Here is a 25,848-nt window from a genome sequence, read left to right on the forward strand (position 1 = left end):
ATCGAGGAGGCGGCCGATGTTGAACAGGATCGTTCTTTCTCTGAAGTCGTGGCTGGTCGAGAGGCGCAACGTCCGTGCCCTGTGCCGGCTCGATTGCCGGTGCCTCGAGGATATCGGACTGGATCCCGGAGAGGTGACGGGGGGCGTCGGTCGCCTGTGCCACCGGATACGACATCACCCATCCTGGGACGACGACGCCGGGCATCTGACACACGCGCAATCGAGGGGCGGTGGCTGAGCCGGACGGCCCGGGACGGCCGGACGCCGGAACCAGCCTGGACAGCTTGGGGTTTATGTCGAACTCCGGATCTGCAACCCTACGAACAGAGTGCCTATGCGCGCGCCTCTGAAGTCCGTTCTCGCCGTCGGGGTCGCCTTCGCCGCAGGGGTGGCGGCGACCGCCGCCATCGTGGGCTCCCGGCCCGAGACGGCGGCCGTCCGGCAGGGCATGATGCGGGCAGGCCCCCAGACGGCCGGGACCGGGGCGCCGACGGCGGTCGCCGCCCTCTCGCCCGCGCCGGAGGCCCCGTCGAGTGGCGTCGCACCGTCCGCGTCGAATGCCTGGACAGACCCGGTCCGGCAGCGCGCTGGGGCGCCGGCCGCCAGGCCGCCGCTGCCCCCGTTGGTGTTCCACGTGGACCGCGCACAGGAGCGGGCACAGGACAATGCGGCCCGGGTGAGCGCGCCGCCCGACGACGATGCCGCGAACCACGGTGCGACCGCCCGCGTCCCGCCGCGCCGGCCGAAACCGTCCGACCTGCTCGCGAAGCTGGAGGATCGCCGCGACCCGGCCCCCGCGCCAGACGTGGCGGACCGGCCCTCGCCAGCCCGTCCGTCGGCGCTTGCGCCGGCTCCCAGACAGCAGGCGCCGCGGCAAGCGGCCGGTCCCCAGCGTAAGCCCGGCGGCGTCCGCACCGCGTCGACCGACGTGGACCAGGACGAGGCCCGTTTCGCCCCCGAGAGGCCGGCGCGGCGGCTCGTCCGCGCGCGGCGGGACGAGGTGCTGATGGCGTCCGGGCCGTATCCGCTGCGGCATGTCGAGTTTCTCGACCGCTACGAGCGAGATGCGCCGGACTGGCCGCAAGACCGGGCACCCGTCTATCGGCGCAGGGTCACCGCGGCCGAGACCGGCGGCGTCATGCGCTGGCTCGGGGTGCCTTGAACCTCCCCTCCTCCTGAAGGATTCGCAGTGGCTCGCATGACGATACTCCGGGTCCTGGCCGTCGGTGCGGTCGCCCTCGCCTTCCCGCGCGCGGCCGAGGCCCTAGGCCCCGAGGACATGCGCACCCGCACGGCGTTCATCGCGGATCGCTACTTGCAGATCTGGTCCTCGAACAACCTCAGCCCCGTCGCCGAGGTGCCGTACATGTACGGGCGGACCGTGACGTTCTACGGCAAGACCTACACCCGCGCCGATCTGCAGGCGGAGAAGCAGCGCGCCATCGCCCAATGGCCGGTGCGGCACTACGTGCACCGGCCGGGTACGATGCGGGTCCTCTGCAACGTCGAGGCCCGCAAATGTGCCGCGCGCTCCACGATCGACTTCACGGTCGCCAATCCGGATCGGCGGACCGGCAAGAGCGGTTCGGCGAAGTTCGATCTCGGCGTCAGTTTCGCCGGCCCGCGTCCGGTGATCCTCTACGAGGGCGGGAGCCTGAACCGGCGCCGCACCGCTGCGCAGGACGGATGAACCGCGTCCGCACGCGATCCGGCCGCGCCTCGGCGGGCCACCGGGGTGAGGCACAGGTTCGGGCTCGCGCCGCGCATCCATCCGCCAGACTACGCGCGTAAAATTTCCCCCTCTCCAAGTCATTCGCCCGTCAGAGCCGGAAACGATATCGTTTCCTCTGCCGCACGATGCGGTACGTGCACTGCGACGTGACGCTTCTGAACACTCCCGGACAAGGGACGATTCCGCTTTCGTCGCTTCGGTCCGGGCCGTAGACTGGCGGAATTACGCCCGCGAGTCCGATCCGCATGTCCAGTGCCGCCCCACCCGCCGAACTCACCTGGCGCGGCATCGCCCTCGGCGCGGTGCTCACGCTGCTCTTCACCGCCGCCAACGCCTATCTCGGCCTCAAGGTGGGCCTCACCTTCGCGACCTCGATCCCCGCGGCCGTGATCTCCATGGCGGTCCTGCGCCGCATGCCCGGCGCCACGGTCCTGGAGAACAACATCGTCCAGACCGTCGCCTCCGCGGCCGGCAACCTGGCCTCCATCATCTTCGTGCTGCCGGGGCTTGTGATGATCGGCTGGTGGCAGGGCTTCCCGTGGCTCACCACCGCGGGCATCACCATGACGGGCGGGATCCTCGGCGTGATGTTCTCGGTGCCCCTGCGCCGCGCGCTCGTGATCGATTCCGACCTGCCCTTCCCCGAGGGCCGCGCCGCCGCAGAGGTGCTGCGGGTCGGCTCCAGCAGCCGCGCCGGGGAGGCGGACAGCGCGCTGGGCCTGCGCATCCTCGCCTGGAACGGCCTCGCCTCGGCGGCGTTCGCCGCGCTGGCGCAGACCCGGCTCGTGCTCGACACCGCCGCGCTCTGGTTCCGCGTCGGGGCGGGCGCGACCGGCATCGCCGGCAATCTGTCCTTCGCACTCATCGGCGTCGGGCATCTCGTCGGGCCGTCGGTCGGCGCCGCGATGGCCCTGGGGCTGGCGATCGGCTGGGGCGGGCTGGTCCTGCTGCTGACCGCCGAGCAGCCGATGCCGGGATCGGAGCTCGAGGCGTGGGTCGGCGCGATTTTCCGGCAGGAGGTGCGCTTCTTCGGAGCCGGCGTGATGGGCGTCGCGGCGGTCTGGACGCTGGTCCGGATCGCCGGCCCGGTGCTGGGCGGCGTCCGCTCGGCCTTCGCCGCCGGCAGGGCGCGGGGCGATGGGCGGCTCCTGGCGGTCGAGGAGCGCGACCTGCCGATCACCGCGGTGATCCTCGTGGCGCTCGGCCTGCTGGCGCCGATCGGGGGGCTGCTGTGGAGCGTGCTGGCCGGCACGCCCCTGGAAGGCCATGCCATCATGCTGATCGCCGGGGCCCTGCTGCTCGTCGTCGTCGTCGGGCTCGGCGTGGCGTCGGTGACCGGCTACATGGCGGGGCTGATCGGTGCCTCGAACTCGCCCCTGTCGGGGATCGGCATCCTGGCCGCGCTGGCGAGCGCGGTGCTCCTGCTGTGGCTGTTCGGGCGCGATGGCGACCCGCAGGCCACGGCGGCCCTGGTCGCCTACGCGCTGGCGGTGACCGGGATCGTGTTCGGCGTCGCCACCATCGCCAACGACAACCTGCAGGATCTCAAGACCGGCCAGCTGGTCGGCGCCACGCCGTGGAAGCAGCAGGTGGCCCTGGTGATCGGCGTGGTGTTCGGCTCCCTGGTCATCCCGCCGGTGCTGAACCTCCTCGGGGCGAGCTTCGGCTTCGCGGGGGCACCCGGAGCCGGGCCGAACGCCCTCGCGGCGCCGCAGGCCGGGCTGATCTCGGCGCTGGCGAAGGGCGTTCTCACGGGGGCCGCCAACTGGCGCATGCTCGGTTGGGGTGCCGCCGTCGGCGTGGTTCTGGTGGCGCTGGATGCCGGCCTCGGACGGCTGCGGTGCCTGCGCCTGCCGCCGCTGGCGGTGGCGCTCGGGATCTACCTGCCGATGAAGCTGGTGCTGCTCCTGGTCGTGGGCGCGATGATCGGCACGGCCTACGAGCGCTGGGCGCGGCACCGCACCGATCCGGACCGGGCCCTGCGCCTGGGCACGCTCATGGCCACGGGCCTGATCGTCGGAGAAAGCCTGTGGGGCGTCGCGTTCGCGCTCGTCGTCTACCTCTCGGGCAGCGACGCGCCCCTCGCCCTAGTGGCGGAGGGGGCGAACGGCTTCGGGCTGATCCTCGGCCTGCTGCTGTTCTCCGCGCTCGCGGCGGGACTCTACGGCTCCACGTTGAAGAGCGCCGCCTGAGGCGTGCGGCCGGGATGCCCTCGGCGGCGGTTCCGGATCCCGAGATCGCCGACGGCACCCCGGAACGTCGGAGTGCCGCCGCAGACCCCATCCGCGGCCGACGCCGCGGTGGGCCGTCCCCGTGGGTTCGTCGCCCCGGACCCGCGTCGGCCGGCATTGACTTCGCAGCTGCACAGCGGCATATCGGCGGTGCAGCGTCAGCGGCCGTCATGGCCCGCTTGAGGGGGCTGCGTGACGGATCGGGCGCCTCCCCGGCGTGATCCGGCCCCCCTCTTCATAACGTGCATGCACCCGGGCCGCCCCATCACGCGGGCTGCCCCCTGCCAACGGACCGACCCCTAACCAAGGCCGCTCGCGAGGACCGCGAGGCGCCCGGCCGGTCCTGCTGCATCGGATACATCCTTGACCCAGTTCACTGATTTCGGCCTCGCCCAGCCCGTGCTGCGGGCGCTCAGCGAGGCCGGCTACGTCGCGCCGACCCCGATCCAGGCCCAGGCGATCCCGCCGGCCATGACGGGCCGCGACCTCTGCGGCATCGCCCAGACCGGCACCGGCAAGACCGCGGCCTTCGCGCTGCCGATCCTGCACCGCCTGTCGCTCTCGGACCGCCGCGCCCCGCGCCGCGGCTGCCGGGTGCTGGTGCTCTCGCCCACCCGCGAGCTCGCCAACCAGATCGCCGAATCGTTCTGCGATTACGGCCGCCACCTGTCCTACACCACCACGGTGGTGTTCGGCGGCGTCACCATCAGCCGTCAGGAGCGGGCGCTCGCCCCGGGCGTCGACATCCTGGTCGCCACCCCGGGCCGGCTGATCGACCTGATCGAGCGGCGCTCGCTGACGCTGGAGGGCGTCGAGATCCTCGTCCTCGACGAGGCCGACCAGATGCTCGACCTCGGCTTCATCCACGCCCTCAAGCGCATCGTGAAGATGCTGCCCCAGAAGCGGCAGAGCCTGTTCTTCTCGGCCACCATGCCGAAGAACATCGCCGGCCTCGCGAGCCAGTACCTGACCGATCCGGTCCAGGTCGCGGTGACGCCCGTCGCCACCACGGCCGAGCGGGTCGAGCAGCAGGTGATCTTCGTCCACACCGGCGCCAAGCAGGCGCTGCTGGGCCACATCCTGCGCGATCCGGCGATCGAGCGCGTCCTCGTCTTCACCCGCACCAAGCACGGCGCCGACCGGGTCGTGCGCGGGCTCGACAAGGTCGGCATCGCGGCGGCGGCGATCCACGGCAACAAGAGCCAGCCCCAGCGCGAGCGGGCGCTCGCCAGCTTCAAGGACGGGTCCTGCCGGGTCCTGGTCGCCACCGACATCGCCGCCCGCGGCATCGACGTCGAGGCCGTGAGCCACGTGGTCAACTTCGACCTGCCGAACGTGCCGGAGAGCTACGTCCACCGGATCGGCCGCACTGCCCGGGCGGGCGCGGACGGGCTCGCCATCTCGTTCTGCAACGACGAGGAGAAGGCCTACCTGCGCGACATCGAGCGCATCACCCGGCAGAAGGTCCCGGTGGCGGGCTTCCCCGAGGGCTTCACCCCGCCCTCGCGCCAGGAGGCGGCCGAGATCGCCCGCGAGGAGGAGCGCCGGCCCGAGCGGCAGCAGCAGCGCCCGGGCGGCGGCCGCCAGGGCCAGCGGCCCCGGCAGCAGCAGGGCCGTCCCCAGCAGGGGCGGCCGGAGGGCGGCCGCGGGTTCGGCGGCCAGGGCCAGGGTGCCCCGCGCCAGGGTCGCCCGGAGGGCGCTCGCGGTGACGGGCGCGGCCCCGCCGTGCAGGGTCGCGACGCCCGTGCGGACCGGCCCGCCCGTCCGCAGGGCGAGCAGCGGCCGAGCCAGGGCCGGCCGCAGCGGGCCGACGCCCGTCCGCGGAGCGGCGGCGGCGGCGGCAACGAGGGCCGCAGCATCGGCTGGCTGGAGCGGGCGCCCCGCTCCTGACCTGACGGCACGATCAAGAGCATCATAGGTCGCCCGGGACGGCTCCGTCCCGGGCGACTTTCTTCGGCCTGCCGCCGGCGCCGGGCCCGTCCGGTGTCCGATCGGCACTCGTGGCCATCCCGGGCACACGGAGCGAAGCGACTCCGTCGATGCCCCATCTCCCGACCTCGGGCGCTCCGGAATCGCGGCGCCGCCCGCGCCGGTTGGATGCCCGCAACCGGAAGCCGCAGCGGCGATCTTTTCTTCTGAGGGGGGACGACCCATCTCCTGCCGGATTCCACAGGGGGCCGGCACCATGCGGTTCGAACTCTACCGGGACGCCAAGGGCGAATGGCGCTGGCGCCTGCGGGCGCGCAACGGCGAGATCATCGCCGAATCGGGGGAGGGGTATGTCCGCCGCGAGGATTGCGAGCACGGCATCGCCCTGGTGCGCCAGAGCGCGGAGGCCCGCATCGACGACATGACCACGAAGATCGCCTGATCCTCCCGATCCGAACGCGCCGTCAACCCTGTCCGACACTCCGTAGCGGTTACGCTGCAACGCTTCGCCTCGCCCATGCGTTGCAGCGTTTCGGACCGGACGGAGGACCACGCTTCCCGTGCGGTTCGTCGTTCGAGACGTAAACCACACGAAGGGAGTCGAGACCGTGCTGAGGAAATTCCTGCTCGCGGCCCTGCTGGTGCTGGGCTTCGCGGCTGCGGCGCCGGAGGGCGCATCTGCCGCGCCCATCGGTCCGGGCCTCGCCCTGCCGGCCGATGCTGCGCCGGCGGTGACCGAGAAGGCCCAGTACTACTACCGTCGCCGCTTCTACGGCCCGCGTCCGTACTGGCGCCGTCCCTATTACGGGCGCCGGTTCTACGGCCCGCGTCCCTACTGGCGCCGTCCGTACTACCGTCGCCGGTTCTACTACTAAGCTCTCGCAGCCTTGATCGGCCCGGCGGCTCCTTCGAGCCGCCGGGCTTTTTCGCATCCCGATTCGGGGTGCATGAACGGCATGCGTGCGTTATCGTGCATGTGACGGGACGGACGGCGACAGATCGCTCCGCCCGGGAGGACGCCTGATGAACGATATCGCGCAACGCGCCGGGCCCGCAGCCGCGACGCAGGACCTCTGGCAATCGATCCCGCTGGAATGCATTCTGAGCGCCGTCGCCGTCCTGCTGGCGGCGGGCCTCAAGCTCGCCGGCCTCCTTCCCTGACGGCGGGCACGGGCGGATGGACGGCATGCAGCACGTCGAACTGTCGTCGGCGGTGAGCGCGCCGCCGTGCCGGGAGGTCGATCTGCCGCAGGGCGACCTGACGGTGCGGACCATCGCCATGCCGGCCGACACCAACGCCAACGGCGACATCTTCGGCGGCTGGGTGCTGTCGCAGATGGATCAGGCCGGCGGCATCGCCGGGGTCGACCGGGCCCAGGGCCGCGTCGTCACGGTGGCGCTGGATGCCATGACCTTCATCCGGCCGGTGCGGGTGGGCGACGTGCTGTGCGTCTACACCCGGGTCTCGCATGTCGGCCGGACCTCGATGAAGATCGAGGTCGAGGCCTGGGCACGGCGCTTCTGCACCCAGGTCCGCGAGCGCGTGACCCAGGCCACCTTCACCTTCGTGGCCATCGACGAGGACGGCCGGCCGCGGCCGATCCCGGCGGCGGTGCCGTCCCCGACCGCGTCTACTTGATCACCGCGCAGGCGACCCGGTCGCCGGCGCCGCCGATCGGCTGGCTGGCGTGATCGTCCTCGCCGGCATGGATGATCAGCGCCGACCCGTCTCCGTCCTTCAGGCCGCCTTCGCCGGTGAGCGGGGTCTCGCTGGAGACCTCGGCCTGGGCCGAGCCGTCCTGCGCGACGTGGATGTTCGGCAGGTCGCCCTCGTCGGGACCCTCCGGGTTGAGCAGGCCGTGCTTGCTCTGGTCGTGGTTCACATGCGCCTTGGAATTCAGGAACTTGGGGTCCGAGCAATCGCCGACCGCGTGGAAATGCAGGCCGTGCCAGCCCGGCGCCAGGCCGCCCGGCTGGATCGTGACGCGCAGCACCAGGGCGTTCGCGCCGTCGCGGATCGCCAGGGTTCCGATCGCGTCGCCCTTGGCGTTCTTGATCGGCGCCTCGTAGGCCTCGGGGGCCTTGGCGGCCTCCTTCGGGGCTTCCTTCGCGAGTTCCTGCGCCAGGGCGCCGCCCGCGGCGACGGTTCCGAGCAATGCGAACAGCGGCAGGGTACGACTCATGCGGTGGCTCTCCTGTACGGCCCGGTCTAGTTAGGGAGCGCGCCGGCCTTCGACAGGGCGACGCCTCCGAACCGCCGCCGCAGCTCTGCCGGGACCGCACGAAGCCCTGATGACCCGAGACCGGCCCTTATCGGATCGTCCCGCCACGGGCGGGCCGCCGTCCCGGCGCGCCGACCTGTTCCTGGTGGAGCACGGCCATTTCGAGAGCCGGGCCCGGGCCCAGGCCGCGATCCGGGCCGGGCTGGTGCGGATCGACGGACGGCCGCTCGCGCGCGCCTCGGACCCGGTCGCCCCGGGCGCCCGGGTCGAGGCGGCCGCTGAGCACCCCTATGTCTCCCGGGGCGGCCTCAAGCTCGCCGCCGCCCTGGAGGCGTTCCGGCTGGACCCGCGCGGCCGCACCTGCCTCGACGTCGGCGCCTCCACGGGCGGCTTCACGGACGTGCTGCTCGGCCGCGGCGCGGACCACGTCCACGCGGTGGATGTCGGGCACGGGCAGCTCCACCCGCGCCTCGCCGCCGACCCGCGCGTGACGAACCGCGAGGGCACCGACATCCGCGGCCTCGACCCGGCGGCGCTGAGGCCGCGTCCGGACCTGGCGGGCGTCGACGTGAGCTTCATCGGCCTGCGCCTCGTGCTTCCGCCCGTGGCGGGGCTGCTGGCGCCCGGCTCGGACCTCGTCGCGCTGATCAAGCCGCAATTCGAGGCCGGCCGGGGGCGCGTGGGGCGCGGCGGCCTCGTGCGCGACCCGGCGGTCCACGCGGAGGTCTGTGCCGCGGTGCGGGACACGCTGGAGGCACTCGGCGCCACGATCCTGGGCCTGATCGACTCGCCCGTCCCCGGCGGCGACGGCAATTCCGAATTCCTGATCGGCGCGCGGCTGCCATGAGCGAGACCATGACCGAGACGGTCACGATCCGGGACCTCGGCGCCCGCGGCGACGGGATCAGTGAGACCGGGATCCTCGTACCGTACGCACTGCCGGGGGAGCGAGTCACGATCCGGCCGGAGGGCCGCCGCGCCGAGCTGCTCGACATCGTCCAGGCCTCCCCCGACCGGGTCGAGCCGTTCTGCCCCTACTACATGCGCTGCGGCGGCTGCCGCACGCAGCATCTGGCGCGGCCGGCCGAACTCGCCTGGAAGCGCGGCCTCATCGCCCAGGCCCTGTCGCAGGCCCGGCTCGACGTCGAGCCCGCCCCGGCGCGCGACGCCCACGGCGCCGGGCGCCGCCGCATCACCCTGCATGTCCGGGAGATCGACGGCCGGGCCGAGGCCGGGCTGATGGCGGCCCGCAGCCATGACCTGGTCCCGATCGACCATTGCCCGATCACCGTGCCGGCGCTCCACCCGGCGCCCGACGTGGCGCGCCGGCTGGCGGCGCCCCTCGGCCACGGCCGCAAGCCCCTCGACGTGGCGGCGACCGCCACCGACCAGGGCCTCGACGTCGACATCCGCGGCCACGGGCCGGTGAGCGCGGGCGTCGGCACCGCCCTGGTGCGGATCGCCGGCGACCTCGGCCTGGCGCGGCTGTCGCTCCACGGCGAGCGCCTGATGGAGGCCGAGCCGGTCTCGGTGACGGACGGCGAGATCCGTCTCTACCCGCCCCCCGGCGGCTTCCTGCAGGCGACCGCCGCCGGGCAGGCCGCGCTCGCCGATCTCACCCGCGCGGCCCTCGGATCGCGCGTCCGGCGCGTGGCGGACCTGTTCGCGGGCTGCGGGCCGCTGACCCTGGCGATGGCCCGGATTGCGGCGGTCCACGCCGTCGAGTCCGACGCGGCGGCTCTGGCCGGCCTCGTGCGGTCCGCCCGCGCGGCCACGGGCCTGCGCGCGGTCACCGGCGAGCGCCGCGACCTGTTCCGGCGGCCGCTCCTGCCGCTCGAACTCGATGCCTTCGACGCGGTGGTGTTCGATCCGCCGCGGGCCGGCGCGGAGGCGCAGGCCCGGCAGCTCGCCGCCTCGCGCTTGCCGCTGGTGATCGGCGTCGCCTGCGATGCCGGGACCTTCGCGCGCGACGCGGCGACGCTCGTGGCCGGCGGCTACCGGCTGGAGACGGTGACGCCGGTGGACCAGTTCCGCCATGCCGGCCATGTGGAGATGGTCGGCGTGTTCCGGCGCGCCGCCGCGGCGCGGCGCCGGTGAGCCGCCGATCGTCGGCAACGCAACCTGCGGGCCCGTCTCACGTTCTCCCGACGACTGGAGGTCCCATGAGCCGAGGATGCCTTCGCCCCCTGACGCTGGCCGCGCTGAGCCTCGCCCTTCCCGGCGCGCTCGCGGCGCAGACCGTCGCCCCCGATGAGACCGGAACCGGCGGCGGCCCGGCCTCGACGATCACGGCGCCGAACACCAACACCCTCGGCGTGACCAAGCCGCCGGGGACGTCGCTCGGCCCCGGCGAGGTTCCGTCCCGCGAGGAGCGGCGGCGCGAGCGCGCCGTGACCGACAAGATCGACAGCAGCATCTGCGACGGCTGCAACTGAGGGGCGCGCTCAGAGCGCTCCCAGCGTTGGCGCGGCGGGTCGAGTCGCGCCGGTGATCGGGCGGTCCACCGGGGCCGGTCGGCGGCCCTCGCTCCCGCGGGCGGGCGGCAATGTCACGGAGTCGTCAGAAAACACCGCCACACCCGCGGCTCAGCTTGCGCCGGGAGTCGCCGTGCCGGATGCGGATTGAGCCCTGCGCTGCCTCGTGACCGTCCTGCATCCGAGACCCATTCGTGATCTTCATTCACCAGCCCGCTATCGGCGTCGGATCCACGCAACTCGACCGCCGCGTCGTCGATCTCCAGGACACCATCCCCGAGGACACCGTCTGGCTCGACCTGATCCGGCCGAGCCGCGAGGAGGAACTCAAGGCCGAGGCCTTCGCGGGCATCGAGGTGCCCACCCGCGAGGAGATGAAGGACATCGAGCCTTCGGAACTGCTCTACGTCGACGACGGCGCCCGCTACATGACCGGTCGGGTGCTCTCGAAGGTGAGCGACTCGGAGGAGCCGGGACTCGCCGGCATCACCTTCATCCTGCGCGGCAACCGCCTCGTGACCGTGCGCCACGAGGAGCCGCAGGCCTTCCGGATGTACACGCAGCGCGCCGGCCGCTCGACCGGGAACGGCAGCAGCTCCGCCACCTCCGGCGAGACCATCCTGGCCGGGCTGATCGAGGCGGTGATCGACCGGGCCGCGGACGTGCTCCAGCTCCAGGGCGAGCGCATCGACCGCTTGTCGGGCAAGATCTTCGAGGTGCAGGACGATCCCTCCGCCCGCAACACCGCCCTCCAGGACACCCTGCGGGCGCTGGGGCGGCACGGCGACCTCATCTCCAAGCAGCGCGAGAGCCTCGTCTCGATGGAGCGGATCCTGCTCTCGCTGTCGGCGACCTACCGGACCAACAAGGCGCCGCGCGATCTGCGGGAGGACGTCCGCTCGACCCTGCGGGATCTTCAATCCCTGGAGGAACACGCGACGTTCCTGAGCAACAAGATCCAGTTTCTGCTCGACGCGACGCTCGGGCTCGTCAACCTTGAGCAGAACAACATCATCAAGCTGTTCTCGGTCATGGCCGTCGTCTTCATGCCGCCGACCCTGATCGCCTCGATCTACGGCATGAATTTTAAGTCCATCCCGGAACTAGATCTCCCGTACGGCTACCCCATGGCGCTGGTCATGATGGTGGTGGCGGCCGTATTCCCGTACTTCTTCTTCCGGTGGAAGAAGTGGCTTTAGGCAAAGATGCTGGTACAGTGCCGATAAAGAATTAATAAGTCTCTGGGAGAACGTTCGGGCCGGCGACCGCATCCCGAACGCGAAGACAGAAGCTGCCATGCGATTCTCCCTCAAGACGGTCCTCTCTGGCGCGATCGGCCTCCTCGCCCTCGCCGCTGCCGGACAGGGGGTCGCCAGCGTCGTGGCCCTGTCGGAGATCGAGGCGAATACGATCGCGGTTTCGGAGCAGGCGCTGACCACGCAGAACCTCGCCGAATCCATTGGACGGGCCGTCCGGGATGCACGGCTGAACCTCTACAGGATCGCGGTTGCCTCACCCGACGCCGCCGCCCTGGACAAGAACCAGACGGCGCTCACCGACACCCTCGGGACGCTCTCCGACCTGCGCCAAGCCTTTCAGAGCCGCCTGACGAAGGTCTCGGACCGGGCGCTCTACGAACGCTTCACCACGGCCTGGAACGCCTATCAGAACATCCAGCTCCAGGTGGTCGAACTGATGATCGCGGGCGATCAGCCGGGCGCCCTCGCGCTGGTGCTGAACCCCGCGACGGGTGCCCAGAACGACGCGGCCGTGGCGAGCCTCACCGAGACGATCGCTTCGGCCCGGGCCCAGACGGAGTCCAACGTGGCCGAGACCGCGCAGCAGGCCGCGCGGGCCAAGCTCATCGCCCTGTCGGCCACCGTGGTGGGTCTCGCGGTCGCCGTGGCGGCGATGCTGTTCGCCGTCTTCGGGATCGCCCGGCCGATCGAGCGCATGACCCGCGCGATGGGGCGTCTCGCGGAGGGTGACGAGACCGTGGCGGTTCCGCATACGGGCCGGCGCGACGAGATCGGCGCCATGGCGGCGGCCGTGCAGGTCTTCAAGGACAACCTGCTCCGCAGCCGCGCCCTGGAACAGGAGACCGCCCTCGCCCGCGCGGGGGCGGAGACGCAGCGGCGGCACGCCGTCCACGCGATGGCGGAGTCCTTCGAGGCCGCCGTCGGCGGCGTGCTGGCCCGGGTGGCGGACGCGGCCGTCGGCCTGCGCGCCGATGCCGAGGCGATGAGCGGCACGGCCACCCGCACGGCGGAACGCTCGGCGACGGTGGCGGGCGCCGCGCAGGCGGCCGCCATGCATGTCGGCACGGTTGCGGCGGCGGCGGAGGAGCTCGGCGCCTCGGTCCAGGAGATCGGCCGCCAGGTGGACGGCTCCACCGACCTCGCCCGGGGCGCCGTGGTCCAGGCCGAGGAGACCGCCGGCCTGGTTCAGGAGTTGAGCGCGGCGGCGGACCGGATCGGCAACGTGGTCCGGCTGATCTCCGATATCGCCGGCCAGACCAATCTGCTGGCGCTCAACGCCACCATCGAGGCGGCCCGGGCCGGCGAGGCCGGCCGGGGCTTCGCGGTGGTCGCCGCCGAGGTGAAGGAACTCGCCGCCCAGACCGCCAGGGCCACCGGGGAGATCGGCGGTCAGGTCGGGCGCATCCAGGGGGCGACCGGGCAGACCGTGGGGGCGATCGACGGCATCGCGGCGCGCATCCGCGAGATCGACGGCGTGGCGACCTCCATCGCGGCCGCCGTGGAGCAGCAGGGCGCCGCGACCCGGGAGATCGCCCGCAGCGTCGCCGAGGCGGCCGCCGGGACCGGCGAGGTCACCGGGACGATCGACGACGTGGCGCGGACCGCCGACGCGACGGGCACGGCCGCCACGCGGATGCTGGCCTCGGCCGCGAGTCTGTCGGAGCAATCCGCCGCGCTGCGCCGGGAGATCGACACGTTCCTGGCGACCGTGCGGGCCGCCTGAGCGCGGCCGGGGCTCGACCGCGTCGTCCGGCCGAGGCCGGGGCCGTCCGCGCCGTCGGTCCGTCAGCCGCCGCGGCCGAGGACGAGCGCAGGCCCGCCGAGATGTGCGAACCGTGTCGCCTCGGGCCGACGGCGCCGCGCGGGCCGCCCCGCCGCGGCCGGCCTGAAGCTACGCCACCGCGGCGAGGTGCTTGACCTCCGCCTTGGCCACCACCTTGCCCACCGGCGCCGCCTTGCCGGTCTCGACCTCGGGGGCGAGGACCGGCGGCTGCACCCAGCGGCCGGCGTCGAGTTCGGTGATCCGGCCGTTGATCTCGCGGATGACGTAGCGCGAGAACGGGTAGACGTGGAGGTAGAGCACCATGTTGGTGACCACCGCCTCCAGGGCGGCCGGGTTGCGGCGGGCGGTCTCCAGGAACACGCTCCAGAAGTGCTTGGCGAGCTCCGGACGCCGCACCGTCATCCGCCAGCACACGCGCGCCAGCGACCAGAGGTCGTGGGCGATGTGGCGCCAGTTCAGCTTCTGTGCGGCAAACTTGGGCCGCTTCACCAGCCGCGAGACCGCGCGCACCCGGTCGAAGAAATTGGCGGGGTCGTAGACCTCCTGCAGGACGTCGCGGTAATCGGCGAGCACGTCGCGCTGCGGGCGCAGGGTCACGAAGTTGAGGCCCTGCGTGCACTGGTCGCCCTGGTCGGCGGTGGTCAGCGCGTAGTTCTCGTAGAGGCGGCCCTCCTTGCGCAGGCGGCGCGAGAGCTGCGTGTTCGGCAGCGCGTAGAGCAGGCCCACCATGGCGATCGGGATGCCGGTCTGGCTGATGCAGAGCGACATCGCCGGGGCGATGCTGTCCTTCTCGGTGTCGAAGCCGACGATGAAGCCGGCCGTGACGAACATGCCGTGCTCGTAGAGCTTGTGCACGCTGTCGGCGATCGACCGCTTGGTGTTCTGCTTCTTCTGGGTCTGGATCAGCGTCGCCTCGTCGGGCGTCTCGATCCCGGTGAACAGGGCGAAGAAGTTCGCGTCCCGCATCATCCCGAGCAGCTCGTCGTCGTCCGCGAGGTTGAGGGAGGCCTCGGTGGAGAACTTGAACGGGTAGCCGTGCGCCTCCTGCCACCGGATCAGGTGCGGCAGGAACAGCTTGATCGCCTTCTTGTTGCCGATCAGGTTGTCGTCGACGAAGTCGACATGGCCGCGGTAGCCGAGGCCGTAGAGCCGGTCGAGCTCGGCCAGCATCTGCGGCGTCGTCTTGGTCCGCGGTGCGCGGCCGTAGAGCTCGATGATGTCGCAGAACTCGCAGGTGAACGGGCAGCCGCGCGAGAACTGGACGCCGATGTACAGGTAGTGGCTGAAGGTCAGCAGGTCGAACCGCGGGATCGGGCTCTTGGTGACGTCGGCCTTGAACTTCTCCGCCGTGAAGCGGCCGCGGCGCTCGCCGGCCTCCCAGGCGGCCACGAAGGTGTCGAGGATGCCCTCGGCCTCGCCCAGCACCAGGAAGTCGGCCTTGTCGTAGACCTCCGGCGTCGAGGTCGGCGCGGGGCCGCCGACGCAGACCGGGGTGCCGAGCGCGACGCACCGGTCGATCACCACCAGGCAGTCCGGCTCCTGGGGCAGCATGCCGCCGGTCATCACGAGGTCGGCCGCCCGGATCTGCTCGTCGGTGAGGTCTTCGCAGTTGCGGTTGACCAGCGTCACCTGCCAGCGCGACGGCAGCATCGCGGCGAGCGTGATCAGGCCGAGCGGCGGCGCGGGGGCGCGGGCGCCCTGCAGCTCCATCGCCTCTTTGAAGTTCCACATGGAGTTTTCGTAGAACTTCGGGAACACCATCAGCACGCGCGGGGCCGTGTTCGCATCCGACATGCCAAGATTCCTCGTTCACACAGGCGGTCCGGACCCACGCACAGTCGGACCGGGCAGAAGCTCGACCCCTGACTTGCGGGCGAATTGAGGCCGTTTTTCGCTCCCTCGGCGATCCGGATCGCAGAGGGCGGCAGGACGCCCGTCCGGGGGCGGCGAATCAAGCCCGGGGGGCGACGCGGCCGCGAAGGCGGCCCGATTGTCGCGCGGTTGCGCCATTTCGGCGACAGGCGCCCGCACCGCACGCGGTCAGGGCACGACCCGGAACCGCTCCGGCTGCGTGCCGTCCGCGTCGGTGAACCCGTAGATCCGGGCGAGGTCGCCGGCATGCAGCACCGCGCCGGCCCGGGTGCGCACGTCCGGGTCGGCCGCGAGCGCCGCCAGCGCCCGGCCGGCATAGAGCGGCCCCTCGGTGGCGCGCCCGTCCTGACCGAGGTCCTGCGCCCGCTCGGTGGCGACGAAGCCCGGCGACAGGCCGAGCGCCGTGACGCCGTGCGGCGCGAGGTCCCGGGCGAAGGCCAGGGCCAGCCGGTTGGTGGCGGCCTTGGCGGAATCGTAGAACACGTCGCCGAGGTAATCCTCGGTCCCGAAGGAGACCAGCGCGATCAGGCCGGAGCGGGCCGCCACCATGGCGGGTGCGACCGCGCGGGCGAGCAGCAGCGCCGGCAGGGGCCCGGACTGCAGGAACCCGAGATACGGCTCGGCCGAGCGGCGCCAGAACGGGGTGCCCCACCCGGCGCCGTCCGGGTAGCGCTCGCCGTCATAGCCCTCGTTGCCGCCCCAGACGCTGCAGGCCGCCACGTCGATCCGCCCGAAGCGGCGCAGCACCCAGTGCACCATCGTGTCGGTGGCCCGCTCCGAGCGGTGGTCGCAGAGATAATGGTGCCCCCGCCCGCCGGCGGCATCGACCAGACGGGCGGTGTCCTCGATCGATTCGGAGCGCAGTTCGGTGCGCGCGCCGGTCTCGCTGGAACGGGCGGTGACGATCACCGTGGCGCCCGCCTCCCCGAGCGCCCGGGCGAGGCCGCGCCCGACGCCCCGCGACGCACCCGCCACGAGGCAGATCCTATCGGACAGGTCGGGCGCGCTCACGCCGAGGACGCGGGCTTCGACCGCGACAGGAAGGCGGCGAGCCGTTCCTGGGACTCGGAGGACCGCAATTGCCTGTCGAAGGCCTCGGCCTCCGCCTCGACCACCGCCTCGACCCGGGCCTGATCCCCGCGGATCAGCGCCCGGGAGGCGGCCAGCGCCCCGCGCGGCAGGGCGGCGAGGCGCGCGCCCTGGGCGACCGCCTGCTCCATCAGCATGTCGGCCGGCAGCACCGCGTTCACGAGGCCGAGCGCCTGGGCCTCGTCGGCGTCGAGCGGCCGCGACAGGAGCAGCAGCTCGGTGGCCCGGAGCCGCCCGACCCGCAGGGGCAGAAGGTAGCTCGACGCCGCCTCCGGCACGAGGCCGAGCTCCACGAAGGGCATGCGCAGCCGGGCCGCGGGACTCGCGTAGACGAGGTCGCAGTGCAGGCACAGGGTCGCGCCGATGCCGACCGCGATCCCGTCGACCGCCGCCACCATCGGGGTGCGGGTGCGGGCGAGCTGGCGGATGAAGGCGAGGGCCGGCGAGGCGCTGAACCCGTTCTCGGCATGGCCCATGAAGTCGGCGAGGTCGTTGCCGGCACTGAACATGCCGGGCTGCCCGGCGAAGACCACGGCGCCGACCGCCTCCGAGGCGTCGGCCTCGGCCAGCGCCGCGCGCATGGCGTCGTACATCGCGCCGGTCAGCGCGTTCTTCTTCTCCGGACGGTTCAGGGTGATCAGGCGGACGCCGCCCTGGAGATCGGTGATCGCGACGGTCTCGGCCATGGTCCCCTCCTCAAACCGCCAGCGCCAGCGCAGCCCCGTCGGTGAAGGCACCGCCCGCCACCACGGCCTGCTCCAGCCCGGCCGCGGCCACCAGCAGGTTCTCGGCGTAGAACCGGGCGAGGGCGATGCGGCCGGCATGGGCCGGGTCGGTCTCGCCGGCCTTCAGGGCGGCATCCGCGGCGAGCGCGCTCCGGGCGAGGCAGGCGCCGCCGAGGACGAGGCCGAACAGGCGCAGATACGGGCTCGCGCCCGCGAGCGTCCCCTCGGGGCGGTTGGAGGCCAACGCCGCGAGCTGGTGGCTGGTCGCCCGGTCGAGGCTGCCGATCCCGTCCCGCAGCCGCGCCGCCATGTGGCCGAAGGCCGGATCGGCCGCCTTGACCAGGCCCTCCGCGGCCCGGCGCATCCAGGTGATCTGCGACCGGACCGTGGCGCCGCCGTTCAGCGGCAGCTTGCGGGCGGTCAGGTCGATGGCCTGGATGCCGTTGGTGCCCTCGTAGATGCCGAGGATGCGGGCGTCGCGCATGAGCTGCGCCGCACCGGTCTCCTCCACGAAGCCCATCCCGCCATGGACCTGCACGCCCAGGGACGTCACCTCGTTGGCGAGGTCCGTCGAGAAGGCCTTGGCCACCGGCGTCAGCAGGGACGCACGGTCGAGGGCGGCCCGCCCCTCCGGACCCTTGGCGGCGTCGAGGGCGGCGGCGGTGAGGTAACAGATCGCCCGGGCGGCGGCCGTGGAGGCCTTCATGGTGAGGAGCATCCGCTGCACGTCCGGATGCGCGACGATCGCGCTCGTCGCCTCGGCGGCGCCCACGGCCTTGCCCTGGCGGCGCTCCTGCGCGTAGGCCAGCGCCCGCTGGGTCGCGGCCTCGGCGACCCCCACGCCCTGCAGGGCGACGCCGAGCCGCGCCGCGTTCATCATCGTGAACATGCAGGCGAGGCCCTTGTTCTCCTGCCCGATCAGCCAGCCGGTGGCGCCGCCCCGGTCGCCGAACGCCATGGAGCAGGTCGGCGAGGCGTGGATGCCGAGCTTGTGCTCGATGCCGGAGCAGCGGAGATCGTTGGCCGACCCGTCCGGCAGGACCTTCGGGACCAGGAACAGGGAGATGCCCCGCGTGCCGGAGGGCGCATCCGGGAGCCGGGCCAGCACGAGGTGGACGATGTTGTCGGCGAGATCATGCTCGCCGTAGGTGATGTAGATCTTGCTACCGGTGATCCGGTAGGAGCCGTCGCCCGCCGGCTCGGCCCGGGTCCGCAGCAGGGCGAGGTCGGAGCCGGCCTGCGGCTCGGTCAGGTTCATGGTGGCGGGCCATTCGCCCGAGACGAGCTTCTCCAGGTAGCGGGCCTTCAGGTCGTCGGAGCCGTGGGCCGTCAGCGCCTCGATCCCGCCCTGGGTCAGCAGCGGGCAGAGGCCGAAGGCGAGGCTGGCGCCGTTCCACATCTCGGTGCAGGCGGCCTCGATCAGCTTCGGCAACCCCTGGCCGCCGTGATCGGCCTCGGCGGTGAGCCCGTTCCATCCGCCCTCGGTGAAGGTCCGGTACGCCTCCCGCCAGCCCGGCGGGGTGGTGACGCGTCCATCCGCGAACGGGGTGCCGTGCCGGTCGCCGACCCGGTTGAGCGGCGCGATCACGCCGGCGGCGATCCGCCCGGCCTCGGTCAGGATCGCCTCGGCGTCCTCGGGATCGATCGCGTCGAGCCCGGCCACGTGCCGGAGGGTGAAGAGCATCTCCGGGACCGGGGCGCGGTAACTCATACGATCCTCCCTCGTCGCGGGCCGGCCGGTGGCCGGGCGCGTTTGACCGCGCCCGGCCACCGGGGCTACGGCGGCCCGAGGATAGGCGCGCGGGCTCCGCGTCGCCAACACCTCGGAGACGGCTTCCCGCATGAATGATCCCGGGTCAACGGTCCCGGCCGCGACCCGGCGGCTGGCCCCCGACGCGTCCGGCCTCGCGGAGGCCGCCGCGCTCCTGCGGGCGGGCGGCCTCGTGGCCTTCCCCACCGAGACCGTCTACGGGCTCGGGGCGGATTCCACCGACCCCGCGGCCGTGGCGCGGATCTTCGCCGCCAAGGAGCGCCCGCGCTTCAACCCGCTGATCGCCCATCTGCCGGGCGTGGATGCGGCCCTGGCGGAGGGCGTCTTCGATGCGCAGGCCCGCCGCCTCGCCGAGGCCTTCTGGCCGGGGCCCCTCACCCTGGTCGTCCCGGCCGGTCCGGACACCCGCGTCTGCGATCTCGCCCGCGCCGGACTGCCGAGCGTCGCCCTGCGGGTGCCGGCGCATCCGCTCGCCCGGGCCCTGCTGGCCGATGTCGGCCGGCCGGTGGCGGCGCCCTCGGCCAATCGCTCGGGCCGCGTCAGCCCGACCCGGGCGAGCCACGTCCTCGACGATCTCGCGGGCCGGATCGCCGGGGTGCTCGACGGCGGCGACACGCCGGTGGGCGTCGAATCGACGGTGGTGGCCTGTCTGGGCGGCGTGCCGCGGCTGTTGCGGCCGGGGGGCATCACCCGTGCCGCGCTCCGCGATGTCCTGGGTCTGGACCCGGCCGCGCCCGACGCCGCCGATCCCGACCGGCCGGCGGGACCCGGCATGCTCGCCTCGCACTACGCGCCCCGGGCGCGGGTGCGCCTCGACGTGACGCAGGTCGAGCCGGGGGAAGCGGTGCTCCTGTTCGGCGCCGCGCGCCCGGCCGGCGGTCTCGCCGCGGCGGCGACCCTGAACCTGAGCCCGGCGGGGGATCTCGCGGAGGCCGCGGCGGCCCTGTTCGGGGCGCTCCGCGCGCTGGACGCGTCCGGCGCCGCCAGCATCGCGGTGGTGTCGATCCCCGCCGAGGGACTCGGCGAGGCGATCCGCGACCGCCTCGCCCGCGCCGCAGCGCCGCGGTGAGATGTCCGGAGACTTGATTGGAGATATTTTTTAGAGGCGACGGAACAGACTGTCCCGCCACCCGTTCATTGATCACGAAGGCCTTCTCAGCCCCCAATGGCCTTTTTCCTTTCAGGCTCGGAGCAATCCGAGCCTTTTTTCTTGCCCGCTCCGCGTCACGCCAGCTTGGCGGCGATCCCCGCCACGTGGCGGCCCTGGTAGCGGGCGCCCTCCAGCTCCACGCCGCTCGGCTGGCGGGACCCGTCGCCGTCCGCGATGGTGCTGGCACCGTAGGGCGTATTGCCCTTCACCGCCTCGACCCCGGCCTGGCCCTGGAAGCTGTAGGGCAACCCGACCACCACCATCCCGTGGTGGAACAGCACGGTGTGGAAGCTCGTCAGCGTCGTCTCCTGGCCGCCGTGCTGCGAGGCCGTGGAGGTGAAGACCGAGCCGACCTTCCCGACCAGCGCGCCCTTCATCCAGAGGCCGCCGGTCTGGTCGATGAACTGCTTCATCTGCGCGGCCATGTTGCCGTAGCGGGTCGGGGTGCCGAAGATGATCGCGTCGTAGTCGGCGAGTTCGGCGACGGTGGCGACCGGCGCGGCCTGATCGACCTTGAAGTGGTTCTGCCGGGCCACGTCGTCCGGCACCAGTTCCGGCACGCGCTTCACGACGACGTCGGCACCGGCCTCGCGCGCGCCCTCGGCGACGGCGTAGGCCATCTGCTCCACGTGCCCGTAGGTCGAGTAATACAGCACCAGAACCTTGGCCATGGGGTGATCTCCAGACGGATTTCGGAGCGCCGAGCGATTCGCACGGCGGCGCGGTGCCCTTCCATGACGTATTTCGCGTCTTGCAAGAATGCCTTTGTCTGCAAGAGTGATCTTGCATCTGTGCAAGGAGCCGGCGATGCCGCTCAGCTGGGACGAGTTCCGCTTCGTCAAGGCCGTGGCGGATCGCGGCGGTCTGACCGCTGCGGCGGCGCAACTCGGGATCAACCACTCGACGGCGTTCCGGCGTCTGACGGCGCTGGAAGCCGGCCTCGGGGTGCAGCTGTTCGATCGCCTGCGCACCGGCTACGTGCCGACCGCCTGCGGGCAGGCGATGATCGAGGCGGCCACCCGGATCGAGGCCGATGTCACCCGCTTCGAGCGGGCGGCGGCGGGGCGGGGGGACACGCCGTCCGGCGAGTTGCGCGTGACCGCGCCGGCCGGCTTCGCGGCGGATCTGCTGATGCCGATCCTGGCGGCGTTCGGAGCCCGCTATCCCGACATCCGGATCGCGCTGATCCTCTCCGAGGAGGCGCTCAACCTGTCGCGCCGGGATGCCGACGTGGCGATCCGCGTGAGCCGGGATCCGCGCGGAACCCTCGTCGGACGCCGGCTGGCCGCGGTGGCCTGGGCCGTCTACGGCCTGGCCGACCGCGCCTACGGCGATCTCGCCGCCGAAGACTGGATCAGCCCCGATCCGAGCGTCGCAGGGGGCTCGTTCACGCGGTTCTTGGCGGCGCGGGTGCCGGCCGACCGGGTCAGGCTGCGGATCAACACGGTGACGGGGCTGGACGCCGCGGTCTCGGCCGGGCTTGGGATCGGTCCGCTCCCCTGTTTCGCGGCCGATGCCAATCCGGCGCTGCGCCGCCTGTCGGGCCCCCACCCGGAACTCGGTGCGGACCTCTGGGTGCTGACGCATCCGGACCTGCGCCACGCCGCGCGGGTCCGGGTGTTCATGGAGCATTGTGCCGAGGCCATGCTGCCGCTGCGGCCCCGCTTCGAGGGCCGCTGAGCCGGCTCAGCGGATCTCGACCAGCTCGACCTCGTGGCCGTTGACCTCGACCACATCGCCGACCGTCTTGCCGGTGAGGGCCCGGGCCAGCGGCGCCACGTAGGAGATGGAGCCCTTGTGCGGGTCGGCCTCGTCCTCGCCGACGATCCGGAAGGACTGGCGGGTCTCCTGGCCGGCCTCGTCCTCGCGCACCACCGTGACGGTCGAGCCGAACTGCACGGTGTCGCCGCCCTTAGTCTCCACGACCTGCGCGGTGTTCTTGCGCGCGGCCCAGTAGCGGAGATCCCGCCCGATCCGGGAATCCTCGGCCTTGTCGGCGTGATCCAGCGCGGCGGCCTCCTTCTCCAGGCGCGCGACCTCGGCCTCGATCTGCGCGAGGCCCTCGGGCGTGACGAAGTTGGCGTGGGGCGAGACCGGCCGGTCGGGCAGGTTCTCGAAGGCTTCCCCGCCCTCGGGCTCTTTAACGAATGCGACGCTCATGACGAGAGAAACAGCTCTGCAACGGCACCGGTTCCAGCAGGCCCGTGCTAACCCACCTCCACCACGGTCCGGCCCCGGATCCGGCCGGCCAAGATGTCCGCCCCGAGCCGGCCGACCTCCTCCAGGCGGACCTTGCTGGTCATGGTGGCGAGCTTGTCGAGGTCGAGGTCGCGGGCGAGCCGCGCCCAGGCCTCGCGCCGCTTCTTCTGCGGGGTGGTGACGCTGTTGATGCCGAGCAGCGAGACGCCGCGCAGGATGAACGGCGCCACGGAGGTCGGCAGATCCATGCCCTGGGCCAGCCCGCAGGCGGCGACGGCGCCGTCGGCCTTGGTCATGGCCAGCACGTTGGCCAGGGTGGTCGATCCGACCGCGTCGACGCCCGCCGCCCAGCGCTCCTTGCCCAGCGGCCTGCCGGGCTTCGACAACTCGGCGCGGTCGAGGATCTCGGCGGCGCCGAGGGTCTTCAGATAGTCCGCCTCGCTGTCGCGGCCGGTCGAGGCGATCACGTGCCAGCCCGCCCGCGCGAGCAGCGCCACCGCCACCGAGCCGACGCCGCCGGACGCGCCGGTGACGATCACCGGCCCGTGCCCGGGCGTGACCCCGTGCGCGTCGAGCGCCATGCAGCACAGCATCGCGGTGTAGCCCGCGGTGCCGATCGCCATCGCCTGCTCGGGCGTGAGCCCCTCGGGCAGGGGCACCAGCCAGTCGCCCTTCACCCGGGCGCGCTGCGCGTAGGCGCCGAGATGGGTCTCGCCGACGCCCCAGCCGGTGAGCACGACGGCGTCGCCGGGCTTGTATTCGGGATGGTCGGAGGTCTCGACGATCCCCGAGAAATCGATCCCGGGGATCATCGGGAAGCGGCGCACCACCGGCGACGCGCCGGTGAGGGCGAGCCCGTCCTTGTAGTTCAGGGTCGAGTGCGTCACCCGCACGGTGACGTCGCCGTCCATGAGGTCGGCGTCGTCGAAGTCCCGGAAGGCCAGGCTCTGGCCGGCCTCGGCCTTCTCGACCACCCAGGCCTTGAACGTTCCCATGGTCACCTCCCGTGTTGTGCGATGAGGTGTGGCCGGGCGGTCGGGAATCAAGGCGACCGGGAGCCGATCAGTATCCCTCGTAACGGCTGCCGTTCGAGAAGCCGAGGGCAACGCCGATATCGGACGAGCTGGCGCCGGTGATGCCCAGCGCGTCCGGGATCGAGCCGACCAGCGGGCCGCCATACGCGGCGGGGCGATAGCCGTAGCCGCCGTAGCCGCCGACCGGCACCCAGCCGGCGCGGGCGGGCGCCACGAGGACGCGGCGGCTCACGCTGGCATATTCCGGCGGGATGGTCTCGGGGATCGACTGGGCGGGACGGACCAGCACGGTCCGGCTGCGGACCGCGAAGCGCGGCGGCGTGGTCACCCAGCAGCCGATCAGCTCGCCGCCGGGGCCGCGGCTCGTCTGCCAGAACCGGCCGCCGGGCGAGACCAGCACGCGTTCCGACACGGTGTCGTAGACCGGCGGGACGGTGCGGTAGACCGTCCGCGGCGGGCGCACCAGCACGGATTCCTGCACGGTGTCGTAGACCGGCGGCGTGACCACGTGGCGGTAGCATTCGGAGCCGTAGCAGCCGCCGGCCTGGGCGGGTGCGGCGAGGAACAGGCCGCCGAGGGCGGCGGCGAGGAGAGCGGTGCGAGCGACCGGCGCGGTCATGGAAGTCCTCTGGTACGCGATACTGCGAGACGCGACGCGGAAGCGGCGCGGGTCTCGACGCACTAGAGGCCAGACTCGTTGCTCGACTCGCAAGCACTATCGGAAATGAAGGTAAAATTAACCCTCGGTTTCGACTGCTTAGTCGTCGCCTACTTAGGTAGAATTCTCGGGTTCTTCGACAGTATCCTTTACCAAAACCGGGCCGCAGGGTCCCCTCAGGTCTGCCCGGCCCGGAGCTGGTAGAAGATGTGGCGGCCGATCACGTCCATCTTGCGCAGGCGGCGGGCCCAGCCCGGCCGCACGTAGTCCGCGTGATAGTGGGTCGCGGCGCCGACTTCGGCCAGGTAGGTCCGGCCCTCGATCACCGAGCGCGCGATGCGGGTGGCCGATTCCCAGGCGCCGGCATCGGTGATGCGCAGGGACTTGCCCTCGCAGGCGAAGGAGAACTGGCAGCCCATGTAGTGGTGCCGGTTCTGGTAGACGACGCCGCAGACGCTGCTCGGGTAGAGCCCGCTCTTCACCCGGTTCAGCACCACCTGGGCCACGGCGGCCTGGCCCGCCTCCGGCTCGCTCCGGGCCTCGAAATAGACCGCCTCCGAGAGGCAGCGCTGCTCCTTGTCGAGGGATTCCGGGTCGATCAGGTCGGCGTAGCGCCGGCGCGCATCCTCCGGGATCGCCTGGGTGCCGTCGGGGCGCTCGGAGCGGATCGTGAAATCCGGCAGCGCGAGGCTGGCCGCCGCGATCTCCACGGGGATCGCGTCCGCCGGTGCCGGCGTCGTGGACGACAGGGCGACCGCGCGGGGTACCGGCGGGGTCGAGCCGTCGAGGCGCCGGGTGTCCCCTTCCTCGGTGAGGTCGGCGGTGCCCGCCCCGGTCGACGCGGCGCTGCCGGCGCCGGTGGTCAGGCCGAGATCCGGGACGGGAACGAAGGCGGCCTCCGGCTCGGAGTCCGGATCCCAGACCGCCGGCCCCTGGGTCAGCATGCCGCTGACGCCGCCGGTGACGTCGCCGAACACCAGGGCGCCTCCGGTGTCGCGCAGGGATGCGGCGCGGCGGGCGAAGCTCTCGGCGGGCGGCCGGGCGGGACTGCCCTTGCCGCCGCGCTGCACCACCGGGAAGACGTGCGCACCGGTCTTGAACACCGCCTGGGGCGGCTCGTCGCCGAGGCGGCGCAGGGCGGATCCGATCAGCAATGTGCCGGGGGGCAGCGGCGGCACGGCGCCGGCCTCGATCACGCCGAGCCGGCTCGCCCCGAGGGCGTTCTCCGTGCCGGCATCGGCCGTGAACGAGACCAGGAGGCCGAGCCCGACCATCCAGGGCGTCAGGGCCGCCGAGAGCCAGCGCAGGCTCGATTCCCGTCGTTGTCGTCTCGTGCCCACGACGCCAGACCCGTACCCACGCACCCGAACCGGCCCCATCCTCCCCGTTTCCAGGGTGTTTCTGCGGCCGCACAGGATTTATCGCCCGGTATGGTTGAGGGCCGGTTAAGCCGATGCCTCGGGCGGCGTCCCGGGCTCGTGCGGGGCCAGCCGTCGCCCCGAACACGCGAGCGTCCCAACCGGCTTCGCTCCGGCCGTCCCGGGACCGCAAAGCGCAGCCGGAGCCGGCCGACGCCCGCATCCCTGCACAAGCGGCGGTGTGAGCAGTGTCGGATTGAATCGGATCCCGCACTCGACGGTCCGGGCGCCAATCCCCTCCCCGCAAGGGGGAGGAGAGCGCGTCGCGCTTCGCGATGCACACCAGATGGAGAACGCTCAAG

26 protein-coding genes are annotated in these 25,848 nt (G+C 72.5%); 16 read left to right on the forward strand and 10 right to left on the reverse strand.

The features are described 5' to 3' along the window. Positions 1–16 precede the first annotated feature (16 nt). The 9 genes from MKL01_RS36215 to MKL01_RS13830 all read left to right on the forward strand — a co-directional run bounded on the left by MKL01_RS36215 (position 17) and on the right by MKL01_RS13830 (position 7,531). Positions 17–238 carry a DUF1127 domain-containing protein gene (locus MKL01_RS36215; RefSeq protein WP_409566252.1) on the forward strand — a complete coding sequence of 74 codons (222 nt, stop codon included), beginning with the start codon at positions 17–19 and terminating at the stop codon, positions 236–238. 96 nt (positions 239–334) lie between these two features. Continuing rightward, positions 335–1,162, forward strand: a complete 828-nt coding sequence (locus MKL01_RS13795; protein ID WP_243905780.1) for a hypothetical protein — start codon at positions 335–337, stop codon at positions 1,160–1,162. A gap of 36 nt (positions 1,163–1,198) precedes the next feature. Beyond that, positions 1,199–1,690 (forward strand): hypothetical protein, encoded by a 492-nt coding sequence (locus tag MKL01_RS13800; protein ID WP_243905781.1) that lies wholly within the window; start codon positions 1,199–1,201, stop codon positions 1,688–1,690. A 287-nt stretch (positions 1,691–1,977) separates the two neighbouring features. Further along, entirely contained in the window at positions 1,978–3,924 is a 1,947-nt protein-coding gene (locus tag MKL01_RS13805) for an OPT family oligopeptide transporter (protein WP_243905782.1), read from the forward strand. Between the two features lie 402 nt (positions 3,925–4,326). After that, the gene (locus MKL01_RS13810; RefSeq protein WP_243905783.1) at positions 4,327–5,853 is read left to right on the forward strand and encodes a DEAD/DEAH box helicase; all 1,527 of its coding nucleotides are present in this window, start codon (positions 4,327–4,329) and stop codon (positions 5,851–5,853) included. Between the two features lie 295 nt (positions 5,854–6,148). After that, a complete protein-coding gene (locus tag MKL01_RS13815; RefSeq protein ID WP_243905784.1) occupies positions 6,149–6,334 on the forward strand; it encodes a YegP family protein in 186 nt (61 codons plus the stop codon). Positions 6,335–6,500: 166 nt separating this feature from the next. After that, positions 6,501–6,767, forward strand: a complete 267-nt coding sequence (locus MKL01_RS13820) for a hypothetical protein (protein ID WP_243905785.1) — start codon at positions 6,501–6,503, stop codon at positions 6,765–6,767. 148 nt (positions 6,768–6,915) lie between these two features. Then, a complete protein-coding gene (locus tag MKL01_RS13825; protein ID WP_243905786.1) occupies positions 6,916–7,053 on the forward strand; it encodes a hypothetical protein in 138 nt (45 codons plus the stop codon). 25 nt (positions 7,054–7,078) lie between these two features. Then, a complete protein-coding gene (locus MKL01_RS13830; protein ID WP_243905787.1) occupies positions 7,079–7,531 on the forward strand; it encodes an acyl-CoA thioesterase in 453 nt (150 codons plus the stop codon). Here the strand turns inward: MKL01_RS13830 and MKL01_RS13835 are convergent. After that, entirely contained in the window at positions 7,524–8,075 is a 552-nt protein-coding gene (locus MKL01_RS13835; RefSeq protein WP_243905788.1) for a superoxide dismutase family protein, read from the reverse strand. The two genes, MKL01_RS13830 and MKL01_RS13835, sit on opposite strands and share 8 nt — an antisense overlap. A gap of 109 nt (positions 8,076–8,184) precedes the next feature. Between MKL01_RS13835 and MKL01_RS13840 the strand changes: the two genes are divergently transcribed. The 5 genes from MKL01_RS13840 (at position 8,185) to MKL01_RS13860 (ending at position 13,570) form a co-directional block, all read left to right on the forward strand. Then, positions 8,185–8,961, forward strand: a complete 777-nt coding sequence (locus MKL01_RS13840; RefSeq protein ID WP_243905789.1) for a TlyA family RNA methyltransferase — start codon at positions 8,185–8,187, stop codon at positions 8,959–8,961. Continuing rightward, on the forward strand, positions 8,958–10,211 hold the full coding sequence (locus MKL01_RS13845) for a class I SAM-dependent RNA methyltransferase (protein WP_243905790.1): 1,254 nt from the start codon (positions 8,958–8,960) through the stop codon (positions 10,209–10,211). The genes MKL01_RS13840 and MKL01_RS13845 overlap by 4 nt, the downstream gene beginning before the upstream one ends. Before the next feature lie 65 nt (positions 10,212–10,276). Then, positions 10,277–10,549, forward strand: coding sequence for a hypothetical protein (locus tag MKL01_RS13850; protein WP_243905791.1), 273 nt, complete (start codon positions 10,277–10,279; stop codon positions 10,547–10,549). Between the two features lie 233 nt (positions 10,550–10,782). Continuing rightward, positions 10,783–11,787, forward strand: coding sequence for a magnesium transporter CorA family protein (locus MKL01_RS13855; RefSeq protein WP_243905792.1), 1,005 nt, complete (start codon positions 10,783–10,785; stop codon positions 11,785–11,787). Positions 11,788–11,884: 97 nt separating this feature from the next. Next, positions 11,885–13,570, forward strand: coding sequence for a methyl-accepting chemotaxis protein (locus MKL01_RS13860; protein ID WP_243905793.1), 1,686 nt, complete (start codon positions 11,885–11,887; stop codon positions 13,568–13,570). 168 nt (positions 13,571–13,738) lie between these two features. Here MKL01_RS13860 and MKL01_RS13865 read toward each other — a convergent pair whose 3' ends face one another. The 4 genes from MKL01_RS13865 to MKL01_RS13880 form a co-directional block, all read right to left on the reverse strand. Next, complete coding sequence (locus MKL01_RS13865) at positions 13,739–15,424, reverse strand: B12-binding domain-containing radical SAM protein (protein WP_243905794.1); 1,686 nt, start codon at positions 15,422–15,424, stop codon at positions 13,739–13,741. A gap of 246 nt (positions 15,425–15,670) precedes the next feature. Beyond that, positions 15,671–16,477, reverse strand: a complete 807-nt coding sequence (locus MKL01_RS13870; RefSeq protein ID WP_243905818.1) for an SDR family NAD(P)-dependent oxidoreductase — start codon at positions 16,475–16,477, stop codon at positions 15,671–15,673. Positions 16,478–16,509: 32 nt separating this feature from the next. Next, positions 16,510–17,277, reverse strand: a complete 768-nt coding sequence (locus MKL01_RS13875) for an enoyl-CoA hydratase-related protein (RefSeq protein ID WP_243905795.1) — start codon at positions 17,275–17,277, stop codon at positions 16,510–16,512. A 10-nt stretch (positions 17,278–17,287) separates the two neighbouring features. Next, complete coding sequence (locus MKL01_RS13880; protein WP_243905796.1) at positions 17,288–19,027, reverse strand: acyl-CoA dehydrogenase; 1,740 nt, start codon at positions 19,025–19,027, stop codon at positions 17,288–17,290. Between the two features lie 130 nt (positions 19,028–19,157). On the opposite strand from MKL01_RS13880, the gene MKL01_RS13885 reads away from it, so the two are divergent. After that, entirely contained in the window at positions 19,158–20,156 is a 999-nt protein-coding gene (locus MKL01_RS13885) for an L-threonylcarbamoyladenylate synthase (RefSeq protein ID WP_243905797.1), read from the forward strand. A 155-nt stretch (positions 20,157–20,311) separates the two neighbouring features. Here the strand turns inward: MKL01_RS13885 and wrbA are convergent, their stop codons facing one another. Further along, positions 20,312–20,908 (reverse strand): NAD(P)H:quinone oxidoreductase, encoded by a 597-nt coding sequence (gene wrbA, locus MKL01_RS13890; RefSeq protein WP_243905798.1) that lies wholly within the window; start codon positions 20,906–20,908, stop codon positions 20,312–20,314. A 136-nt stretch (positions 20,909–21,044) separates the two neighbouring features. On the opposite strand from wrbA, the gene MKL01_RS13895 reads away from it, so the two are divergent. After that, positions 21,045–21,917, forward strand: a complete 873-nt coding sequence (locus MKL01_RS13895; RefSeq protein ID WP_243905799.1) for a LysR family transcriptional regulator — start codon at positions 21,045–21,047, stop codon at positions 21,915–21,917. Between the two features lie 6 nt (positions 21,918–21,923). Here MKL01_RS13895 and greA read toward each other — a convergent pair whose 3' ends face one another. The 4 genes from greA to MKL01_RS13915 all read right to left on the reverse strand — a co-directional run bounded on the left by greA (position 21,924) and on the right by MKL01_RS13915 (position 25,402). Continuing rightward, positions 21,924–22,397 (reverse strand): transcription elongation factor GreA, encoded by a 474-nt coding sequence (gene greA / locus MKL01_RS13900; RefSeq protein WP_243905800.1) that lies wholly within the window; start codon positions 22,395–22,397, stop codon positions 21,924–21,926. Positions 22,398–22,444: 47 nt separating this feature from the next. After that, on the reverse strand, positions 22,445–23,431 hold the full coding sequence (locus tag MKL01_RS13905; protein WP_243905801.1) for an MDR family oxidoreductase: 987 nt from the start codon (positions 23,429–23,431) through the stop codon (positions 22,445–22,447). Positions 23,432–23,498: 67 nt separating this feature from the next. Continuing rightward, positions 23,499–24,089: a hypothetical protein gene (locus MKL01_RS13910; RefSeq protein WP_243905802.1), complete on the reverse strand. Its 591-nt coding sequence runs from the start codon at positions 24,087–24,089 to the stop codon at positions 23,499–23,501. A 215-nt stretch (positions 24,090–24,304) separates the two neighbouring features. Continuing rightward, positions 24,305–25,402, reverse strand: a complete 1,098-nt coding sequence (locus MKL01_RS13915; protein WP_243905819.1) for a cell wall hydrolase — start codon at positions 25,400–25,402, stop codon at positions 24,305–24,307. Positions 25,403–25,848: the final 446 nt, after the last annotated feature.

The organism is Methylobacterium sp. J-070, assembly GCF_022829385.1.
In the GTDB taxonomy this organism is placed as follows: domain Bacteria; phylum Pseudomonadota; class Alphaproteobacteria; order Rhizobiales; family Beijerinckiaceae; genus Methylobacterium.

Bases quoted from the DNA above. Each gene is read 5' to 3' on its own strand.
- MKL01_RS13830 (WP_243905787.1), top strand. From the start codon at position 7,079: ATGCAGCACGTCGAACTGTCGTCGGCGGTGAGCGCGCCGCCGTGCCGG.
- MKL01_RS13910 (WP_243905802.1), bottom strand. From the start codon at position 24,089: ATGACCGCGCCGGTCGCTCGCACCGCTCTCCTCGCCGCCGCCCTCGGC.
- MKL01_RS13915 (WP_243905819.1), bottom strand. From the start codon at position 25,402: ATGGTCGGGCTCGGCCTCCTGGTCTCGTTCACGGCCGATGCCGGCACG.
- MKL01_RS13885 (WP_243905797.1), top strand. From the start codon at position 19,158: ATGAATGATCCCGGGTCAACGGTCCCGGCCGCGACCCGGCGGCTGGCC.
- MKL01_RS13835 (WP_243905788.1), bottom strand. From the start codon at position 8,075: ATGAGTCGTACCCTGCCGCTGTTCGCATTGCTCGGAACCGTCGCCGCG.
- MKL01_RS13905 (WP_243905801.1), bottom strand. From the start codon at position 23,431: ATGGGAACGTTCAAGGCCTGGGTGGTCGAGAAGGCCGAGGCCGGCCAG.
- MKL01_RS13825 (WP_243905786.1), top strand. From the start codon at position 6,916: ATGAACGATATCGCGCAACGCGCCGGGCCCGCAGCCGCGACGCAGGAC.
- MKL01_RS13805 (WP_243905782.1), top strand. From the start codon at position 1,978: ATGTCCAGTGCCGCCCCACCCGCCGAACTCACCTGGCGCGGCATCGCC.
- MKL01_RS13850 (WP_243905791.1), top strand. From the start codon at position 10,277: ATGAGCCGAGGATGCCTTCGCCCCCTGACGCTGGCCGCGCTGAGCCTC.
- wrbA (WP_243905798.1), bottom strand. From the start codon at position 20,908: ATGGCCAAGGTTCTGGTGCTGTATTACTCGACCTACGGGCACGTGGAG.
- MKL01_RS13865 (WP_243905794.1), bottom strand. From the start codon at position 15,424: ATGTCGGATGCGAACACGGCCCCGCGCGTGCTGATGGTGTTCCCGAAG.
- MKL01_RS13840 (WP_243905789.1), top strand. From the start codon at position 8,185: ATGACCCGAGACCGGCCCTTATCGGATCGTCCCGCCACGGGCGGGCCG.
- MKL01_RS36215 (WP_409566252.1), top strand. From the start codon at position 17: ATGTTGAACAGGATCGTTCTTTCTCTGAAGTCGTGGCTGGTCGAGAGG.
- MKL01_RS13895 (WP_243905799.1), top strand. From the start codon at position 21,045: ATGCCGCTCAGCTGGGACGAGTTCCGCTTCGTCAAGGCCGTGGCGGAT.
- MKL01_RS13875 (WP_243905795.1), bottom strand. From the start codon at position 17,277: ATGGCCGAGACCGTCGCGATCACCGATCTCCAGGGCGGCGTCCGCCTG.
- greA (WP_243905800.1), bottom strand. From the start codon at position 22,397: ATGAGCGTCGCATTCGTTAAAGAGCCCGAGGGCGGGGAAGCCTTCGAG.
- MKL01_RS13845 (WP_243905790.1), top strand. From the start codon at position 8,958: ATGAGCGAGACCATGACCGAGACGGTCACGATCCGGGACCTCGGCGCC.
- MKL01_RS13795 (WP_243905780.1), top strand. From the start codon at position 335: ATGCGCGCGCCTCTGAAGTCCGTTCTCGCCGTCGGGGTCGCCTTCGCC.
- MKL01_RS13880 (WP_243905796.1), bottom strand. From the start codon at position 19,027: ATGAGTTACCGCGCCCCGGTCCCGGAGATGCTCTTCACCCTCCGGCAC.
- MKL01_RS13800 (WP_243905781.1), top strand. From the start codon at position 1,199: ATGACGATACTCCGGGTCCTGGCCGTCGGTGCGGTCGCCCTCGCCTTC.
- MKL01_RS13815 (WP_243905784.1), top strand. From the start codon at position 6,149: ATGCGGTTCGAACTCTACCGGGACGCCAAGGGCGAATGGCGCTGGCGC.
- MKL01_RS13860 (WP_243905793.1), top strand. From the start codon at position 11,885: ATGCGATTCTCCCTCAAGACGGTCCTCTCTGGCGCGATCGGCCTCCTC.